The 20,595-nt window shown below is 44.8% G+C and carries 14 protein-coding genes; 2 read left to right on the top strand and 12 right to left on the bottom strand.

Translation table 11 applies throughout. The annotated features are described in order from the left end of the window. Positions 1-34 precede the first annotated feature (34 nt). The gene (locus ABDW02_RS04525; RefSeq protein ID WP_343632541.1) at positions 35-3,319 is read right to left on the bottom strand and encodes an ATP-binding protein; all 3,285 of its coding nucleotides are present in this window, start codon (positions 3,317-3,319) and stop codon (positions 35-37) included. A gap of 195 nt (positions 3,320-3,514) precedes the next feature. Between ABDW02_RS04525 and ABDW02_RS04520 the strand changes: the two genes are divergently transcribed. Together ABDW02_RS04520 and ABDW02_RS04515 are read left to right on the top strand one after the other, a co-directional pair. Beyond that, positions 3,515-5,497, top strand: coding sequence for a M1 family aminopeptidase (locus ABDW02_RS04520; protein ID WP_343632540.1), 1,983 nt, complete (start codon positions 3,515-3,517; stop codon positions 5,495-5,497). 49 nt (positions 5,498-5,546) lie between these two features. Beyond that, positions 5,547-6,002 carry a hypothetical protein gene (locus ABDW02_RS04515; RefSeq protein ID WP_343632538.1) on the top strand — a complete coding sequence of 152 codons (456 nt, stop codon included), beginning with the start codon at positions 5,547-5,549 and terminating at the stop codon, positions 6,000-6,002. A gap of 92 nt (positions 6,003-6,094) precedes the next feature. Here the strand turns inward: ABDW02_RS04515 and ABDW02_RS04510 are convergent, their stop codons facing one another. The 11 genes from ABDW02_RS04510 to ABDW02_RS04460 form a co-directional block, all read right to left on the bottom strand. Continuing rightward, entirely contained in the window at positions 6,095-7,105 is a 1,011-nt protein-coding gene (locus tag ABDW02_RS04510; RefSeq protein WP_343632536.1) for an NAD(P)/FAD-dependent oxidoreductase, read from the bottom strand. Positions 7,106-7,178: 73 nt separating this feature from the next. Further along, positions 7,179-8,420 carry a GTP-binding protein gene (locus ABDW02_RS04505; protein ID WP_343632534.1) on the bottom strand — a complete coding sequence of 414 codons (1,242 nt, stop codon included), beginning with the start codon at positions 8,418-8,420 and terminating at the stop codon, positions 7,179-7,181. 66 nt (positions 8,421-8,486) lie between these two features. Beyond that, positions 8,487-9,386: a sulfate adenylyltransferase subunit CysD gene (gene cysD / locus ABDW02_RS04500; RefSeq protein WP_343632532.1), complete on the bottom strand. Its 900-nt coding sequence runs from the start codon at positions 9,384-9,386 to the stop codon at positions 8,487-8,489. Between the two features lie 126 nt (positions 9,387-9,512). Continuing rightward, complete coding sequence (locus ABDW02_RS04495; protein WP_343632530.1) at positions 9,513-10,199, bottom strand: phosphoadenylyl-sulfate reductase; 687 nt, start codon at positions 10,197-10,199, stop codon at positions 9,513-9,515. Positions 10,200-10,205: 6 nt separating this feature from the next. Continuing rightward, positions 10,206-11,687 (bottom strand): TSUP family transporter, encoded by a 1,482-nt coding sequence (locus tag ABDW02_RS04490; protein WP_343632528.1) that lies wholly within the window; start codon positions 11,685-11,687, stop codon positions 10,206-10,208. After that, positions 11,684-12,448: a uroporphyrinogen-III C-methyltransferase gene (gene cobA, locus ABDW02_RS04485; RefSeq protein WP_343632526.1), complete on the bottom strand. Its 765-nt coding sequence runs from the start codon at positions 12,446-12,448 to the stop codon at positions 11,684-11,686. Before cobA ends, ABDW02_RS04490 begins: the two co-directional genes overlap by 4 nt. Continuing rightward, positions 12,445-14,538, bottom strand: coding sequence for a nitrite/sulfite reductase (locus ABDW02_RS04480; protein ID WP_343632524.1), 2,094 nt, complete (start codon positions 14,536-14,538; stop codon positions 12,445-12,447). The genes cobA and ABDW02_RS04480 overlap by 4 nt, the downstream gene beginning before the upstream one ends. A gap of 2 nt (positions 14,539-14,540) precedes the next feature. Further along, on the bottom strand, positions 14,541-15,419 hold the full coding sequence (locus tag ABDW02_RS04475) for an aldo/keto reductase (protein ID WP_343632522.1): 879 nt from the start codon (positions 15,417-15,419) through the stop codon (positions 14,541-14,543). A 293-nt stretch (positions 15,420-15,712) separates the two neighbouring features. Continuing rightward, on the bottom strand, positions 15,713-16,168 hold the full coding sequence (locus tag ABDW02_RS04470; RefSeq protein WP_343632520.1) for an Rrf2 family transcriptional regulator: 456 nt from the start codon (positions 16,166-16,168) through the stop codon (positions 15,713-15,715). Positions 16,169-16,269: 101 nt separating this feature from the next. Continuing rightward, positions 16,270-18,807, bottom strand: coding sequence for a TonB-dependent receptor (locus ABDW02_RS04465; protein ID WP_343632518.1), 2,538 nt, complete (start codon positions 18,805-18,807; stop codon positions 16,270-16,272). A 354-nt stretch (positions 18,808-19,161) separates the two neighbouring features. Continuing rightward, entirely contained in the window at positions 19,162-20,538 is a 1,377-nt protein-coding gene (locus ABDW02_RS04460) for a T9SS type A sorting domain-containing protein (protein ID WP_343632517.1), read from the bottom strand. Positions 20,539-20,595: the final 57 nt, after the last annotated feature.

Here is a 20,595-nt window from a genome sequence, read left to right as displayed (position 1 = left end):
AAACTTGATTCATTGATAATTGATAATTGATTCATTAACTACTTCCTTCAATGCGTTTTATCTGGTCGCGGATTGTTTTACCACAGGTTTGGATCTGATCAACGATCTTTGAAACCAACTCTTTCATTTCCTGTTTGGTGAGTTGCGTTTCCTTTTCCAGTTTCAGCAATAGTTCCGCGGTGATATTCATTCCGAACAACCTTGCAGGGCTTAGGATCTGGTGTGCCTGTTTGCGCAATTCTGTCCAATCTTCATCTTCAAAGTAGTGAATCAGGTCGATCGAATACTGCGGCATCATTTCCAGGTAAGCACCATACATTTCCAATAAATATTCCTCGCTTCCTTCAGCACGATCTTCCAGCATGGAAAGATCCATCAATTGCGGAGCCACTTCTTTTTCCGGGTGTTTGATTTCTGAGAAAAGTACGTTGTTCTGATATCCCCATTTAACCAATAACTGGTAAAGTTTTTCAGGGTTAAAAGGCTTCGAAATGTAATCATTCATTCCTGCTTCGATGAACTTATTCTGATCACCGACCATGGCTGAAGCTGTAATCGCAATGATCGGAACGGAACAAGTCGGTTCCGGGAATTTGGAACGGATAAAGCGCGTAGCTTCCATCCCATCCATGCGCGGCATATAATAATCCATCAGGATCACGTCGAATTGACGGTCTTTCAGAACCGTAATGGCATCGATCGCATTATCAACAGCATGGACTTCCACATTCCACTTGTTCAGGTCGTACAAAATCACCCGCTGATTGATCGAATTATCTTCCACCAGAAGCACACGCAAGCCGGCCAGGTTTTTTACCAGTACGATGTCTTCTTTCGTGACGTCTTTCGTTTCCACATGTTTGTTGTGCAATTCGAAATCCAATTCGAAGGAAAGTGTCGTTCCCTGTCCTTCCTTGCTGAACAAATTGATCTCTCCTCCCATCGCTTCTACCAGTGATTTGGCAATTCCGAGGCCAAGCCCCGTTCCGGAAGTCGTTCTGGTGCGGTGGTCTTCCAATTGCGTAAAGTTTTCGAACACGAAATCCTGTTTTTGCAGCGGAATCCCGATACCGGTATCTTTCACTTCGAAATAAATACGCTCCATTCCGTGCTTTTGATGAACGGGATTGACTCTCAATGTAATGCTTCCGCTAATGGTAAATTTGATCGCATTCCCGACAATGTTCAACAGGATCTGGTTCAACCGGACAGGATCGCCAATAACGAAATCCGGTAACTTTTCATCGAAGTCGAGTTTCAGGGCCAGCCCTTTTTCTTCTACCCGGTAGGAAATCGAACTCACAAAATTGGCTAACAGGTCCTTCAGGGAAAAACGTACGTATTCAAAGGACATTTTCCCCGCCCTGATTTTGGATACATCCAGCAAATCGTTTACCACGTGCAGCAATCCGTTTGCGGAAACTCCCAAAGTATGCACTATTTCCTGCTGGGTTTTGGAAAGTTTTTCGTCACTGAGCTGCCTGGTCAAACCGATAATTCCGTTCATCGGTGTACGGATCTCGTGGCTCACATTCGCCAGGAACAGTTCCTGTGTTTTCAAAGCGTTCTCGGCTTTTCGCTTCTCACGAATGGCCAATTCCCTGGCTTCCAGCAAATCGGTAATATCGGTATCTACAAAAACGAGGAACTTCAATTCGTCGTGTTCATCAAAAACCGGCGTCAGGGAAGTTTGAATGTACTTCTGTTCCTGGTTCTTCAATTCTTTAAACGCCTGGAAAACCACCGACTCTTTCGTTTCGATTGCATGTTCGATAAATGCCGAAATTTCCGCCCGTGTCAAACCACTGAGGTCGTAAATACTGTTGCCTTTTTTCTCAAAAAATTCTTCCGCTGAGTTCCATCCGTACAGGCGTACAAATCCCTCATTTACCCAGGAAATAACGCCTTGCGGATTCGTGATTTTAATCCCGTTATTGGTATTACTGGCAACCAGTGACAACCTTTCCAATTGCTTGTTCTTGGATAAAATGACTTCATTCGAAGAAACCCGGTCTTTGTAACGCACATAAATAAAAATCAACAGGACTACCAAAAGTGCGATACTTCCGATCAGCAGGTTCAAAATCACGACCTGGTTTTCGTTGTTATCGTTCTGAAGCCGTTTATTCTTATTCAGCATGGCAATTTCTTCGTTTTTCTTATCCAGATCGTACAGGAACTGTAAGCGGACCAATTCCTTTGCGTTGGTTTCGTCGCTGTATTCTTCCAATTTCCGGTTGAACAGGAGCCGGTATTCATAAGCTGCCTGGTAATTTCCCCTCAGGCTTTCCAGCTTCGAATAATACTCGTAATAGTTTTTATATTCCGCCAGGAATTGGAACCTGTCGATATAAGTCTTATAATCATTCAACAATGCTTCCGCTTCATCCAACCGGTTATTATCCAGGTAAGATGTAATCAGCAGCCTGCAATTACTGTAAATGAAATCGGGCATTTTCTTGCGAACATAGATCGTCCGCGCAAAGTCCAGGTATTTTTTCAGGCTGTCTATTTGTCCCTCCAGTCCGTAAGCTTCCCCGTAATTGGAATAGCCTACTGCGTAACTGACCGTGTCTTTCATGGCCAGTGAACCTTCGATGCATTTCAAGGCATACTTCCGGCTGGTTGTCAGGTCTTTCTTTTGTTTTCTAACCTGGAAATAAATCAGGTACAGGTTCGAAAGGTTGTTGTTGGACGAAAGCACATAATGATCAAACTTTTTGGTATTTGCTTCAAACAAAGTGGATTTATAGACCAATTCAGCACGGTCCAGATACCAGGTATTCTTTTTCTCAGCTCCATAATCTGTTAAACAATGTCCCACATAGCTCTTGCAAACAAAATATTCGGGCATGTTTTTTACCAGGCGGAATTCATCCATTGCCCGTTCGAAATGATTGCGCGCTTTCAGGAATACTTTCAGATTTTTGAAGATCTGCCCGATCATTTTTTCCGTTTGCCCGATCCGTTGATGATCGTTCATCTGCTCAGCAACGGAAAGTGCCTGGTAGGCATAACCGATCGCCGATTTTAAATTCCCGGTTTGCTTGTTGTAAGCACTTAAATGATAAAGGATCTCAAACTTTAAATGCTTCTTCTTTTTTGCTTCTTCCAGTTTGTTTGCCCGGGACAACAGTTCAATACTCGAATGGATATCCGAGCCCTCCATTTCTTTTGCACGGCTAAGCATTTTTGCTGCCGAATTGCCTTTATCCCGAATGGAATCAGCAAGCGCAAAAGGGCCATTCAGGAGAACAAGTACCACCAGTAATCCGAATTTGAAACTTCCGCAAGACACCCTGTCAGGTTTGAAATCCATAGCTTTGAATAACAACCGTTTAACGCAAAATTAGGCATAATTTCTCAGCTGTACTTTAAATAGGCTTCCCCGACGGTCCGAAAATGAATAATTTGCACCTTACAGGAAATGAATCAGGCATTTGACTACTTGTTTTAGTACTTCGATCTATTTGTGATAAGTATTCCTTAAATTCGGAGGCAATAAAACTTTACTATGAAAAACAAAACTCCTGTAAGTCCGCGATGGTGGATTCTCTCTCTCCTTTTCCTTCCTTTTTTTCACTTTGCACAAGATGCGAAAGGGTCCTGTTCGTCCGTTAAAAGACATGCCAATTCCCAGCTGAAGAGCAACACATTTACCGTTGCACAGATTGCGCAAACGGAATTGTACGATGTCCATTATTATTTCCTGAATCTGAATATGACCAACACCACAACTACGTTGTCAGGTTCCGGTGAAATTCATGCAACAGCGCGTGAAGACTTGGACACCGCTTTGGTTGAATTCTTCCAGACATTCGTTATTTCTTCCATTGAAGTGGATGGAACACCCGTTACATATGCGCGTCAGAACAGCGCTTTAAAAATTCCGGTGAACAAACTTCAGGGAGAAAATTTTGTGATCCATGTGAATTACAGCGGAACACCTCCGAATGCAACAACCAATCCTTTGGGCGGCGGCGGAATGACCAACCAGAGTTCTCCTTCCTGGGGAAACCAGGTAACCTGGTCTTTGTCTGAACCATTTGCTGCCTATGAATGGTTTCCTGCCAAACAATCGCTGAAAGACAAGGCCGACAGTTGTTCGGTTTGGATCACGGTTCCAACCAACTGTAAAGCCGGTTCGAACGGTGTACTTCAGCAAGTGGTTGATCTGGGAAACGGAACGCATCGTTTTGAATGGAAACACCGCCACCCGATCGATTATTACCTGATTTCCGTTGCCGTAGCCAAATACGTGGAATACAACGTAACGGCTAATCCTGCAGGTTCCGGGCCCGTCCTGATCCAGAATTACATTTACGACAACCCGGCTACGTTGCCTAATTTCCAGGATGATATCGATGAAACGGTTGACTTTTTGGAATTGTATGCCGATTTGTTCGGGCCCTACCCCTTTGCAGATGAAAAATACGGCCACTGCATGGCACCGATTTCCGGTGGGATGGAACACCAGACAATGACTACACAGGGATTCTTTAATCCTACTTTGACTTGTCACGAATTGGCACACCAATGGTTCGGAGATCATGCAACCTGTTCTTCCTGGGCTGATATCTGGGTGAACGAAGGTTTTGCTTCCTATGCGGAATACATCATGCTGGAAAACCTGTACCCGGGAGATGAATTGCAGGACATGCTTGACCGCCATGACAACATTATGTCGCAGCCGGGCGGTTCGGTTTGGGTAGAAGATTCTTTGAGCGACGGAAGTATTTTCTCCGGCCGGTTGGTTTATGACAAAGGAGCGGCGATTGTTCACACACTTCGCTTCCTGGTGAACGACGACCAGGTGTTCTACGATGCACTGAAAGCTTATCAGGTCCTGTTTGCCGATTCCGTTGCTTCTGGTATTGAATTGGTAGATGTTATTGAAAATGAAAGCGGGAAAGATTTCTCCAGCTTCCTGGAAGAATGGTATTTCGGTGAAGGATATCCTACTTATTCTGTTCGCTGGAACAACGTGGGCAGTGATTTGTTACTGGAAATCAATCAAACAACCTCCAGACCAACGGTTACTCCTTTATTTACGAATGACCTGGAATTGCTTTTCGATAGAACCGGTGTTGCAGATACAACCATCCGTTTCCAGATTACCGGAACTCAAAACCAATTCATCATCCCGAACGCAACCAATTATGTGAACATCACTAAAATCGACCCGAATAACTGGATCTGCAACAAATCGAACGGGATCGTAAAAGACATCAACTTTACTGCAGGAATCCAGGAAAATGCAGAGCAATCACGCATTTCTGTTTATCCGAATCCTTCCAACGGTCCTGTAACCATTGAAATGGCAACTGCCGGAGATTACAGTTTGGTTTTGATGGATTCCAAAGGAAGTGAAATCGCTGCGAAGGAATTTAACGGATCAACTTCCATTGATTTGAAAAACCAGGCACAGGGAACTTATATTCTGCAGGTTGTTTCAAAAGCTACCGGAGAAAAGTTCAGCAAGTTGATTAAGAGATAAGTTTGAACGGTAAAAAAATCCCTAATTTTACAGAACTAAAAAAACAATGATGAAAAAAATAGCTTTATTACTATTAGTTGGTTTTGGAATTGCCGCATGGGCAAATCAGGCAACTGCGCAAAGCAAATTACAGGATTGGGCTGAATTGAAAGAGTTCCACAAAGTAATGGCTCAAACATTCCACCCAAGTGAAGAAGGAAACCTGGAACCGATCAAAACACGTATCGGGGAAATGGTGCAAAAAGCAAAAACACTTCAGGCATCCAAGTTTCCTGCTGATTTCGACAACGAAAAAGTAAAGAAAGCGGTTGATCAATTGGTTACTGACAGTCAGAAATTAGAAGCTGACATCAAAAAAGGAGCTAGTGACAAAAAGATCACGAAATCACTTTCAGGTTTGCACGATGTATTCCACCAGATTGTAGGACTTTGTTCTGCAACGGAAGATCACGAGCATGAACACAAAGAAGGTGACGGTCACAGCCACGAAGGGCATTCTCACTAAGAATCACATAGAACTAAAAATCCCCGGCCCATTTGTATGGAAACCGGGGATTTTTTTATTCCGACTTATTCGTATTTTTTTGCGGGAGTTTATTAAAACCCATTCACCCCATTTACGGTCGTATACTTCAGGATATTTTTCTTATCCGGGTGTATCCGTGCAAAAGCAGATTGAACCGCTAACGTCCCTTCGTGAAATCCACACAGGATCAGTTTCAGTTTATTCTCATAGGTATTCACATCTCCGATGGCATAAATTCCCGGGATGTTGGTGGAATAATCCAGCGTATTAACTTTAATGGCGCTTTTTTCGATTTCCAGTCCCCAGTCCGCGATCGGTCCTAAAGAAGGCTTCAATCCGAACAAAGGAATAAAATGATCTGCTTTGGTAATTATCTCCCCGTTTTTGGAATGGCTGATGATTACTTCTTCCAGGGAGCTTCCTCCTTTCAGATCAGTTACTTCGGCTTCTGTAATCAACGAGATTTTACCGCTTCCGGCCATATCGATCACTTTCTGTACCGAATCCAAATGTCCACGAAACGAAGCGCTTCTGTGTACCAGCGTCACTTCCGAAGCAATGTTGTTTTCCGCCAAGTAAATCGACCAATCCAGTGCAGAATCGCCTCCTCCGGCAATCACACATTTCTTTCCGCGGAAAACTTCCGGGTCTTTGATGATGTAGTCCACTCCTTTTTCTTCAAATAACCCGATGCTTTCGATAGGCGGTTTACGCGGTTCGAAAACTCCCAATCCACCGGCGATCATAACAACCGGGGCTTTATGTTGCGTTCCTTTAACCGTAGTCACGATAAATGAACCGTCTTCCTGCTTGTCAATCCCGGAAGCAGCTTCTCCCAAAGTAAACCCGGGTTTAAACGGTGCTGCCTGCTCCATTAAATTAGCTACCAGATCTCCGGCCAAAACGGATGGAAATCCGGGAATATCATAAATCGGTTTTTTGGGATAAATCTCCGAACACTGTCCGCCGGGCTGTGGCAGCGAGTCAATCAGATGACAGCGCAATTTTAACAATCCGGCTTCAAAAACGGTAAAGAGGCCAACCGGCCCTGCACCAATGATAATGATATCTGTTTCGATCATGATTTCTATGTTAATTGAAAATTGATAATGGAAAATGTAAAAGTCTTTTCAATTGTCAATTTTATCAAATTTATTACAGGACTCCCGCGGCCACTGTTTGATTGGTATTTTCGTTAATTAAGATAAAAGCACCTGTTTTCGCCAGCTTTTGGAACGGATCGTAACTCACCGCTTCAGCTGTTTTAAGGGAAACTTTAGCCAATTCGTTCAGGCGAAGTGTTCCGTCACTTTCCAAATCCTTAAAGCTGTGAATATCGATCTTTGAGTAAATTTCTTTGATCGCCGCTTTCGTGCGGAAACTGTTTTGCTGAAGAATGAATTTCTGTCCGGCGTTAAATGACGCATTGTCCATCCAGCAGATCGTTGCATTCAGTGACTTCTCCGATACCGGCAAAGCATTTGACGGAACAATTGTATTTCCGCGGCTGATGTCCAGATCGTCTTCCAGATGAAGGATTACCGGCTGATTTTTTCCTGCACTGTCTGCTTCCTTCAAATTGCTTTCAATCTTAGAGATCCTGCTAGACAAACCGGAAGGTAAAACCGTTACCTCATCTCCTGTGTGAAATGTTCCGTTCAGAACGCTTCCTGCATACCCTCTGTAATCGTGCAGTTCTTCTGTTTGCGGACGGATCACGTATTGCACCTGGAAACGCGCTTCATCGGAAACTTCGGAAGCTTCGATCTCAATATTTTCCAGGTAATGAAGCAATGATGGTCCGGGATACCAGTTCATCTGTGTGCTTTTATGCACCACGTTTTCTCCCACCAGGGCAGAAGTCGGGATGTAATCTACCTTTTTCAACCCGATCTTTTGGGAAAAATCCGCGTATTCGGAGACAATTTCGTCGAAGCGTTGCTCGCTGTAACCTGCCAGGTCCATTTTGTTGATACACAATAAGACTTGCGGAATTCCCAGCACCGCTGAAATAATGCTGTGACGTTTTGTTTGCTCCGTAATTCCGTTTCGCGCATCCACAAGGATAATGGCCAGTTGAGCCGTTGAAGCACCTGTGAACATATTTCGCGTATATTGTGCGTGTCCCGGAGTATCAGCGATGATGAACTTACGCTTGTCTGTCGAAAAGTATTTGTAAGCCACATCGATCGTGATCCCTTGTTCGCGTTCGGCACGCAGACCGTCTGTTAACAAAGCCAGGTCTATTTCCGTGTTCTCACCCGTTGTTTTACTCTGGCGTGTGAGTGTTTCTATAATATCCGTGGAAATGGACTCGCTGTCATACAACAAACGCCCGATCAGGGTACTTTTGCCGTCATCTACATTTCCTGCCGTAAAAAATCTTAGTAAATCCATAGTTAATGATGAATGATCAATTTTCAATTATCAAGACTTACACCATTGATAATTTATCATTGATAATTAAAAGTATCCTCCTTTCTTCCGGTCTTCCATTGCTGCCTCCGAAATACGGTCGTCCATGCGTGTTGCACCACGCTCCGAGATTTTTGCTTCTTTCAGTTCCGCAATAATATCATCTACCGTGTATGCTTCGCTTTCAACAGCCGCGGTGCAGGTCATATCTCCAACCGTTCTGTAACGCACTTTTTTGGTGACGATCCGGTCGTTTTCGTCCAGGTTCAGGAATTCATTGTTGGCCATCAACTGGCCGTGTTCGGTCAAAACACATTCGCGTTCATGTGTAAAGTAAATTTTAGGCAAAGCAATGTTTTCACGCTTGATGTAATTCCACACGTCCAACTCTGTCCAGTTACTGATCGGGAATACGCGTACATTTTCTCCTTTATCGATCTTTCCGTTATAAATACTCCACAATTCCGGACGCTGCAACTTCGGGTCCCACTGACCGAATTCGTCACGAACGGAGAAAACCCGCTCTTTGGCCCGTGCTTTTTCTTCGTCTCTTCGTGCTCCGCCGATACAGGCATCGAACTCAAATTCTTCGATCACTTCCAGTAAGGTATAAGTCTGCAAAGCATTTCTGCTCGGGAATTTTCCTTTTGCATCCTGTAGTTTCTGTTTCGCAATGGTATCAGCTACATTCCGGACAATTAGCTGTTCTCCCAGTTCTGCCGCCAAAGCATCCCTGAATTCAAGTGCCTCCCGGAAATTATGTCCCGTGTCGACATGTACCAGCGGGAAAGGAAACTTACCCGGCCTGAAGGCTTTCAAAGCCAGATGCACCAGGCAAATGCTGTCTTTTCCCCCGGAAAACAATAAAGCCGGCCGGTCAAATTGTCCCGCAACTTCCCGCAGGATGTAAATGGCTTCCGCCTCCAATTCGTCTAAATAATCTTTCATTTTTGTTCATTAAATTTCTCAACACCTCTCCCCTGGAGGGTCTGACGAGTATCAGACTCCGTCAAGAGGAGATTGAGAGGGATGACCATCCCCCTTGGTCCACCCTTCAAAGGGGGAAACAACGAATTAATTATGCAGCCCACATTCTTTTTTCGAGTTGTCTTCCCACCACCAGCGACCAGCACGGAAAGGTTCTCCTTCCTGAACGGCACGTGTGCACGGCTGACATCCCAAACTTACAAAACCGCGATCCTGCAATACATTATAAGGAATGTTATGCTGTTTAATGTATGTTTTAACTTCTTCCAGGCTCCAGTTGGCAAGCGGATTCACCTTGACAATCCGGCGCTGTTCGTCCCATTCCATCAATTCCAAACCTGCACGGTTTTCCGAATGGTCTGCACGAAGCCCGGTTATCCAGACATCCACGTCTTTCAACGCCCGGTTCAATGGTTCCACCTTCCGAATAAAACAGCATTCTTTCCTGTTTTCAAGCGATTCGTAGAAGCTGATCGGTCCTTTTTGAGTCACCAATTGTTCCACCGCCCCGTATTCCGGAAAATACACTTCCAGGTCTTTGTGATAACGCTGCCTGGTGGCTTCGATCACGCTGTAGGTTTCCGGAAACAACCGGCCGGTATCTAATGTAAATACGCGAATCGGTAATTCCTGTGAATAAACCGCATGTGTCAGCACCTGGTCTTCCCAACTCAAACTGGATGACAAAGCTATTCTTACTCCGTCTAAAGAAGCAAGCTGAGCCAAATAATCCTCCAGGTTAGTGTAGGCTATTTCTTTTATTTTCTCAATCATTTCCTCTTAAAATAAGACCGTTATAAAATTGCGCAAACTTACGATTACGACTATAATTCCAACAAACAACATCATGGCCTTGATATTCAGTTTCGATGTCAAATATGCTGCTATCGGCGCTGCACAAACTCCTCCCAGTATCAATCCGAAAATGGGTTGCCATACATTATTTGCCCCGAGAACGGTAAAGAACGTAAAAGAGCTTGCCAAAGAAACGAAAAACTCCGCTAAATTAACAGATCCGACGATCATTCTCGGGTGTTTTCCACGGGCAATCAGGGTTGATGAAACGACCGGTCCCCAGCCGCCACCGCCGATTGAATCCAAAAATCCTCCCAGAAGCCCCAACCATCCTGCTTTCGTTACTTTTTTCCGGGCCTGTTTCTTACGGATCACTTTGTAAATGATCAATGCGCCCAGAATCAGTGTGTATAAGCTAACTACCGGCCTGATGATGTAGTTGAAATGCTGAAACTCAGACAATAGATAAGCCCCTGCAATTGCTCCCAGCACCCCGGGAAGCAAAATCGATTTGAACAGCCTGTTATTCACATTTCCGAAGCGCAGGTGCATAATCCCTGAAACTCCGCTGGTAAAAATCTCGGACGCGTGCACCGACATACTCGAAATAGCCGGAGAAATTCCGTAAGACAGCAGAAAAGTAGTCGCACTGACCCCGTAGGCCATTCCCAAAGCCCCATCAATCATTTGCGCGATGAATCCGGCCAGCATGAAATAAGCAAAATCGATTGTCAGGGAATCGATCATTCCTGAAGCGGAATTCCAGATCCCTTCCAAAGGAATCAGCGTAAAGATCAAATGCCCGGTAAGCATTACCACTAATATCCCGAATAGATAAGCGCTAAGCTTCCAGGGAGAAAAGAAATACCAGGGCCTTTCCGCTTTGACAATCAATCCGGCTGTTGCCTGATTCATTTTCTTCACTTTCTTCGTAAAATCTCCTTTCAGAAAATTCCGGAATTCATTCAAATGCAAGGCAGAATCGTTTAATTCATCCGGCAGGTTCTCATCCAGTATTTCTTTCAGGCGTTTTGCCAGTGTAGGCGATTTGCCGTTTGTGGAGATCCCGATTTTCAAATGCCCCTTTTTCACCACTGATCCCAGGTAGAAAGTGCAAAGTTCCGGTTTGTCTGCCGCATTGTACAGGATTCCGGCGTCGTGTGCCAGGTTCATTAGATGCTCCGAAAACTCCAAATCATTCAAGGCTGTAATGACCAATTGTTTCCCGGCAATATCCGTTTCTTCAAAATCACGTACTTCCATGTAAACCGTTTCGTGGCGTTCGGCAAAATCAATAAACTCATCCAAATATTCACGGGCAACAACCGTCACATTGGTTTCCGGAGAATTCAGCAATAAAGCCCTGAGTTTTTCCAGTGCCACTGCTCCTCCTCCGACCAGCAAAACCTGCAGTTCATGAGTTTTCAGGAACACCGGAAATAGTTCATTGGTATGCGATTCTCTCATGAAAGACAAATTGAACCGGATAATGGTGTGTTACAGACTTCCGCAAACGATACTGCTTCACCGATCACAATTACTCCCGGCCCTTTTACTTCTGACCTTCTGTATTGTTCTGAAATCGTGGCAACCGTTCCCACAATGATTTCCTCTTCAGGCAATGAACCGTTGCAAATCACTGCTGCCGGAAGATCCGCCCTGGAGTGTTTCGTAAACAAACCGGCAATCTTTTCAAGCTGACTCACCCCCATCAGGATCACAATCGTTGCATTCAAAGAAGCAGCTTTCTCCAACTCCGGGTTCAAAGAGCCATCAGCCAAAGTAGCTGATAAGACCAGGAATGAATTACTCACCCCGCGATGTGTTACCGGGATATTCGCCAACGCAGGAACAGCAATCGAACTCGAAATTCCCGGGATGACTTCCGTCGAGATCTGATGCTTTTGTGCAAAGAGCACCTCTTCCATTCCTCTTCCGAAAACAAAAGAATCTCCACCTTTCAAGCGTACTACATGACCATATTCATTGGCTGATTCTACCAAAAGTTGGTTAATCTGCTCCTGTTCGTATGCTTTAAATCCTAAACGCTTTCCTACAAAGATCTTCTTCGCGGTCGGAGCGTAAGTCAATAATTCTTCGTTCACCAGTGCATCGTAAAGCACCACATTGGCTTTCTTCAAGCGGTTGAGCCCCTTGACGGAAATCAGTTCGATATCTCCCGGCCCTGCCCCAACCAGGGAAATCTGCGGAATTAATTTACTATTCATTGTTTTTTTGTCAATTTCGTTAATACCTCAGACACCTCATTCAAATAGGCTTTTGCAAAAGTTTCCGTGGCTTTTTCTTTGTTTATTTCCAGGATTTTTTCACTGAAGCTGTTTGTTTCAGAAAATCCGAATGTTTCCCCCAAGTGCGTATCAAAATCCGTCAGGATTCCCTGTTGGGTGTTGCATCGGATCCCTTTTTCGATCAGGCGTGCTTTTGCAGCGTGAATGCCGGCAGCATAGGCGTAGTAAACAGCATCTGCAAACCGCGATTGTTCCAAGGCTACCGTTGCAGATTCCCACTTTTCTTCCGCATCTGAAAATAAAGTTGCTACGAGATCAATGATCACACCGGCACACTCGCCCACTCCGATTGCTGTTGCGAACCGTTCATTTTGCCCCCAATCCAGGTATTCTTCCGGGGCAACTTCTTCCAGATCAGCCAACGGTTTCAACAAATTGTAGAACCAGGCATTTCCTCTGCGGTCGAAATAATCATTGAAATACTCGTCGTTTTCGTGGAATTCCAGGAAATCATCCAGAATGAACTGAACCACTTTCAAAATGCGTTTGCTGGGAACTTTAATCACTTTTTCAGCAATTCTTCCTGTTCCAGAACCGGTTTTTCCACCACCGAGCAAAACCTGCAAAGCCGGAAGTGTTCCTTCTTTTGTTTTAATAGAACTTCCATGAAACCCGATTTGCGCCAAACCATGCTGTCCGCAGGAATTCATACAGCCGCTGATCTTGATCGAAATTCCCGTTTCTTCGATCAGTTTCGGGTAGTTGGTGCGGATAAAAGATTCGAGTTCCAAAGCAACATTCGTACTGTTGGAAATTCCCAGGTTACAGGTATTCGTTCCCGGACAAGCAGTGATATCCGTCAATCCGCCAAATCCGGGCTCGATCAGATTCAGTAAAGAAAGCTGCGAATAAACCGTTGGCAATTGATCTTTCCTTACTCCGCGCAACTGGATGTTCTGGTTAATCGTAAACCGCAATTCCGGGAGTTGTAAACTATCCAGCAAATAAGCCAGGGAACGCGCCTGGTCCGTGTAAAAATCTCCCAAAGGAACTTTGACATAAACTGCCAGATGCCCCGGTTGCTTTTGCGGAAACACATTGGTTTTTACCCATTGATTGTAAACTGGATCTTCCGTAAACAATTGATTGATATCAACCGGGTCAAGATTCTGATAATCAAAACCATTTAAATCAATCAAACTATCTTTCTCCGGTTCAAACTGAACGGCTGCTCTTTCCCGGTCAACCAATTCTAAAAAAGATTCCAATCCGAGTTTGGATACCAGGTATTTCATCCGGGCTTTATTCCGGCTGTTTCGTTCTCCGTGGCGGTCGAAAATGCGGATGGACGCTTCTATAAACGGGATGATTTCTGTAGCAGGAAGGAATTCGTAAGCAGTATGAGCCAAAAAAGGCTGCGCACCAAGTCCTCCGCCTACCAGTACTTTAAATCCTTTTACTTCGGCTTCCACACGTGGAATAAAGCCGAAATCGTGGATAAAGGTAAACGTATCGTCGGCGTCATCCGAACTGAACGCGATCTTGATCTTGCGACCCAATTCCTGTCCGAACGGTTTTCGCAGAAAGTACCGGAAAACCTGTTCCGCATAGGGTGTGACGTCAAACAATTCGTTGGGATTGATGCCCGCATTATCGCTTGCCGTAACGTTTCTTACTGTATTTCCACACGCTTCCCGAAGCGTAACGTCGTCTTTTTCGAGATCTGCCCACAATTGGGGAGTCCGGTCCAGGGAAACGTGGTGGATCTGGATATCCTGCCGCGTGGTAATGTGCAACCGTCCGGTGCTGTATTCATCACTTACCTGCGCAATCCTGCGCAATTGACCCGAAGTTACTTTCCCATACGGCAATTTAATACGGATCATCTGGACTCCCAGCTGACGTTGTCCGTAAACCCCACGCGCAAGGCGTAAGGCGCGGAACTTATCATCGGGAATTTTACCTTCTTTGAATGCGGCAATTTTCTCGCCCAGTTCCAGGATATCCTGCTCAACACGCAATTTGTTATCGCCGACCTGGTTTTCGTATACCGTTCTGAAACTTTCCATGACTAGTTCGTAGCGTTGTACAGGTAATACCATTCTTCCCGCGTAAGCTCGAAAGCATGTGCCGTTGCCGCATTTTGGATCCGGCGCTTTTCCTTGCTTCCAATGATAGGCAATGCTCCCAGTTTATTCAGCCAGGCAACTGCAACCTGCTCCACGTTCGCTTCGTACTTTTTACCGATTTCTATCAAAGCCAGACGCAATTTGACCGCCTGAGCGTCTTCGCTAAGCAAAATACGTCCGTCGGCAAGCGGAGAAAACGCCATTGCCCTGCTGTGCTGTTCGCGAATAAAATCAAATCGACCGTCGTGAAGCGCTTCCGTTTGCAGTAAATTCAGTTCCAGGTGATTGGTAATGATGGGCTGCGAAAGTGACGAAGACAACAATCTTTGCTGGAACACATTGAAATTGGAAACCCCGATGTAAGAGATCTTCCCGCTTCGCTGCAGTTTCAATAAGGCCGAAGCTGTTTCCTCGAAATTAGACAGGAAGTCAAAACCTTCCAGGATCAGGATCTCTATTTTATCTCTTTTCAGCCGGGTCAAAGACTGCTCCACCTCTTTTGTAATGTACTGCGGGCTCAAATCGTGGTAAATACCACTTCCGTGAGAACCGGAATATTCGCGTAAACCGACCTTTTTCGACAAGATCAGTTCCGATTGGTTAATCGCTTTGGATTCGATCAGTTTACCGAATTGGGTTTCCAATTGACTTGATCCGTGATTCGTGCTCAGGTCATATGTATCGATTCCCAATTCACGTGTAAACAATACGACATCTTCAAATTTACGTGCTCCCTGAAGATCTTCTTCCGTCCAGCGCCAAAAGCCGTAAATAGCAGCTGAGACTCTCGGACCATATTCATTGATATATACTTTTTTCATGTTTAAAATGTTGATTGCAATAAAAAACCCTTCTCTGTTGGATACGGAGAAGGGCTGTAACTCACTTGTTCGTTTATAGTTATTCCTTCCGCTGTCCCATACGGGACATACAACACAGCTGCATTGGCATTTGACGCATGAAGTTCTTCTTGATCATATTTCTACTTGTTGGATTCAATCCTGAATCAATGATGGTGCAAAGTAAACGGCTGTTTGTGAAAGGTCCAAGGAAAAGTGAATTTATTTTCCATTATTCCTATCGGATAAATAGGAGATTAAATTCAAAAAAACGACTATTTACGCTTACTTTCAGCTTTTCTCAACAATTTCTTTTCACGTAAAATTAAATCAGCCAGACTTGTTTTGGAGAGAATATGAATGCTTGCTTCGCGTACTTCCAGCATCACATCGTGTAACCCGCAAAGCTCTTCATGCGGACATTCCAGGCATTCTTCGTAGAAATTCAGGCTCACACAAGGAAGCAAGGCAATAGGTCCGCCGGTTGCGCGAATGATGTTGCTCAAAACGATTTCGTCCGGGTGTTTTACCAGGAAATACCCGCCGTTTGCGCCCATTTTACTGCCTACCATTCCCCCATTCCGTAGTTGCAGCAAAATGGCTTCCAGGAATTTTCTCGGAATATGTTCTTCTTCTGCAATGGTTGCAATCGACAAATGTTTCTTATCGCGGTAAACTTTCGCTAAACACTTCAATGCCTGGATGGCATACTTGGACCTTTTTGGTATCATAAAAACAAATATACTACTAAATTAATAGGAATTGAAAACTCATTAAAGCCCGTCGAACTGATCCGACAGGCTCTTTTAATTAAGATTATTCCGTTTTCTATCTAAAATGCATACTTCATCGTTACTCCGTAAGTTGCAGGATCTCCCAATACACCGGCATATTGTCCGGCATTTCCGGCTGCAACCAATAATTGCTCGTAATAATCCCTGTTAAGGAGGTTTCTTGCCCACAGGAAGAGGGAAACTCCTTCACCTGCCCTGAACCCGATTCGTCCGTTGAGCAAAGCATAGCCGGAAACATTCAAGTACGCGGACTCGGAAGCACTGGATGAAAAGGATGATCTTGCATACGAATCGAGTGCTAAAAAGAATCTTCCGTCCCACTTAAACAGCTGCCCTTTCAAACTGAAATCCGCCCCTACCGAGCCAATCCATTTTGAAATGCCGGGCAGCCTGGAACCGGAAATATCCTTATATGCGCTTGAACCTCCAGTTTCCTCCAAAGGAACGGGTGCATTTTCAAATTTCACGTATTTTCCTTCCGTATAAGCCGCATTTGCATAAAGTGAAACATACTCGTTGAAGCGGATATTCCCATCCAGTTCCACTCCAAATACGCGCACTCTTTCAGCATTTGCGAGATATCCCCTGTTTACTCCGACCTCTGCAGTCTGTACCTGCGTTTGGTAATCTTTGATTTCGGTGTTGTAAGCAGTCACGTTGACTATAAAGTTCTTCAGCGGGGCGGTTTTGACGCCTATTTCAGTATGCTGTACAAATTCCGGCCGCACAATTGCCAATTCTGTCATTACCCGCCCCGATTCGGTGGGCAATCCTCCTAAATTCAGTCCGACCGGTTTGTAGCTTGTTGAAAAAGTACCATAAGCTGTGATTTGGCGGACCGGTTTGTAAGAAAGCGTCAATTGCCCCGACAAATTCGAATTTTCAGTTTTTGTATGGAAGTTCTGATCTGTGTACACTTGTTTTTTCAACGCAATCAGGGCCGGGTCTGTTGTTTGAAGCCCGCCGTAAGTTTTTCGGTCGAAATAGACTTCTTTTGCATCGTAATTGAAACGGAATCCGGTCAGCACATGTACTTTGCGCAAGAGTTTCCAATCCAGCTGCCCGAATACGGCACTGCTCCAGCTGTTCAATTTCGAGCGGGTATTGATACCATAACCTTCAAACAGCCCGGGAGTTTGCCAAAGCGAACTGGTAGAACTTTGTGCAAAACGCCATTGGTCTTTGCCGCTTTCTTCTTTTTGCGAACCTTTCAATTCCTGGCCGATGACATAAATTCCCGCAACCGCGCTCAGCCATTTCGTCCAGTCACCGGCATAGCGCACTTCCTGCGACCATTGCTGGTGTTTGGAAGGAGCCTGGGAGATAGACAGAACATCTAATCCCGTAAAATCGCGGTCATTGGAAGGATCCCAATCCCAGAAACGCCAGGCGGTAGTCGAAGTGATCTTCCCTTTTCCTACTTTAAAATCGGTATTCAAAGAAACTCCGCCCATATCCTGGTTCGATTTCCAAACGGTATTGTGATCGATCTTCCGGTCGAATGCCTGCTCACTTGGCAAGGAATAGTTCAGGTCTTCAATGATCCGGTCGAATTGCCTGTAGTCCGCGCGTTTCGTTTTCACCACGCCCGCAATTACCTGCGCATAGCCATCCGGTCTTTGCCGCGAATAATCCCCGGCTAGTGTGATGTTGATTTTTTCAGTCGGTTTGTAGAGGAATTGAATTCTTGCTCCCTGGTTATTCAAATCATTGGTGTATTTGCCGGTTGCTACGTTGTAAATCGTTCCGTTCCGCTGTGTTCCGGAAAAAGAAGCCCTTGCCGCAATTTTTTTACTGACCGGCCCCGTGATGGACGCTTTTGCCTGGATGTACCCGTAATTTCCGTAACTCAACTCGAAGCTCGCTCCCGGCGTAAATCCGGGCTTTTTGGTAGTAATATTGAACGAACCGGCTGTCGTGTTTTTCCCGAATAAAGTCCCCTGCGGCCCACGCAATACTTCGATCTGTTCGACATCTATAAAATCAAGTGTAGTGGCTGCAGGCCGGGCGTAATAAACTCCGTCGACATAAAACCCTACTCCCGGATCAATTCCGTCATTCGTCAACCCGTAAGTGGATCCCAATCCGCGAATGTTCAGCGTCGTATTGCGGGGATTCGAAGAATAAAGCTGAACGGATGGTACCAATTCCTTCACGCGGTTCACATTAAACGAACCCGACTCAGAAACAGCGGCACCGGAAATCACCGCAATCGGAATGGGCAAATCCTGCGCAGATTCTTCCCTCCTTCTGGCCGAAACCAACACTTCCGACAAAGCTTCATCCTTCAAAACCACATGAATCCCCGTGTTTGTTCCTTCTTTGATCTCCAATTCCGAGGACTGGAACCCGGGAGTATGGAATTTGACTGCGAAAGGAATGTTCTCAGAAGTTTCTATGGAAAATTTCCCCAAAGAATCACTCAAATAAGTCCTTCCCGTTGAGATGACTGTAATCCGGGAATTCGGAATATATTGGCCGGTTTCGTCCACCACTTCTCCCTGTATAACCGTTTGTGCTTTGGAAGTAAATACCGCAAACAGTGAAATAAAAGCAATCAGTAATCGTGTTTTCATATCTTTTTATTCGTATTAGGATGCAAACAAAAAACCCTTCCGGACGATCATCGGAAGGGTTTGCCTATTAACTCTTTTAAGACAAATCATTCCCTGTGCCGTTCGCTGAACGAACAAGCTTCATGCATTTCCATCTGTAGGATTTCACATGTCATTCCGGAAGTGTGTTTTGTTTTAACCGGGACAAAGTAAGGGACACTTTTTGGGTTGAACAAGCGAATTGAAAATTATTTTCTACAAATTCTATCGGATAAATAGACTATAATTATGTAATTTATTGTAAAACAACAAATTAACTTATTTTAAATTCAGAAAATTCTGTGATTTAACTGTCAAAACCAAGAACTGATAACATCAATTCCGGACAAACCGCACCAAACGTCCGTTGATTTCCAGGAAATAAATCCCCTGCTGCAAATCAGAAACCACGATCTGGTGATCCGTATTCAGAACTCCGGTTGAAATTACTTCTCCTAATGTGTTGGTAAGGGCATATTCCGCATTCTCTCCTTCTATTTCCGTATCCACATGCAAAACATCCGAAACAGGATTCGGAGAAACACTCAGCGAAACTTCTTTCTCCCACTCAGACATTCCTAAGGTGACTTTTGCACTTTTATCCAGTTTGAAAATGACTCCATAGGTGTATGCTCCTCCCAGGTAAGTCATCCCATATAAACTACTGTCTTTCAACAACAAGGATCCAAGCGGATTTCTCCCTTCCTCGTCACTGAAATTGTACATATCCTGGTAGCCCGTTCCATCCGTTTGTATGCTGAATACATTCCCCATGGCGTAATTATGCCCGCCGTGGCGCGTCATTCCATACAAAGTCGTTCCTTCCAGGATTAATGATCCGTGTGCCTCCGACCCGTTCGGGCCGTTCCCGGAAGTAAATGATTTGAGTACGTCGTAATCCGTTCCGTCCGGTTTCACTTTGAAAACCGTTCCGTAACCGCCCGGACCGTAATTCCCTGTCATTCCGTACAGCCAGGTTCCGTCATATATCAAATCGCCCCACGGCTGTGCTCCTGTCGCAGTTGTCAGCATTTTGATCAGCGTATAATCACTGCCATCCGGTTTGATCCGGAAAATGACTCCATTGGAATTGATTCCTCCATAGCGTGTCATTCCGTATAGATAAGTTCCGTCGCTAACCAAAGATCCTTGCGGTGCTTTTCCATCTGAAGGGATGCTTGCAAACGTGTGCAACACACTAAAATCCGTTCCGTCTTTCTTTACTTTAAAAATTGTACCGTACGAAATACCTGCGTAGCCTCCTGTCATCCCATAGAGATAAATGCCGTCACTGATTACAGAACCGGTTGGTTCTTCGCCGTCATTCATTGTGGCACCTAAACTATAAACCACCGAAAAATTGCTTCCGTCTTTCAGGAGCTTAAACACGGTTCCACCTCCATTGGGTCCGCCGAACTGGGCTGTTCCATATAGATACACGCCATCCGAATAAAGTGATCCGCAGGTGGTATTTCCTTCTATACCTGAAACAAAATGCAGGTTTTCGAAATCAGTTCCATCGTATTTGATCCGGAAAATATTGCTTCTGTCTCTCGTTACGCCATACATATATACCGAATCCCCGATCAGTGAAGCAGAAGGATGTGATCCTGTTGTATAATCAAATTCATGGAGTTTGGTGTATTGTGCATCCAATTGCGATGTAAAGCAAAGAGAAACCATCCAAAGAGCAGTTTTAAATCCGGTTTTCATATGTAGCGTTTTCGTGTGAAGCAAAAGTAAGCTTTCATTTCAAACTAAAAACCCTTT

The organism is Fluviicola sp. (assembly GCF_039596395.1).
Classification (GTDB): Bacteria; Bacteroidota; Bacteroidia; order Flavobacteriales_D; family Crocinitomicaceae; genus Fluviicola.
Note: the sequence above shows the minus strand (reverse complement) of the source record. Positions and strands in the feature narration are given on the sequence as shown.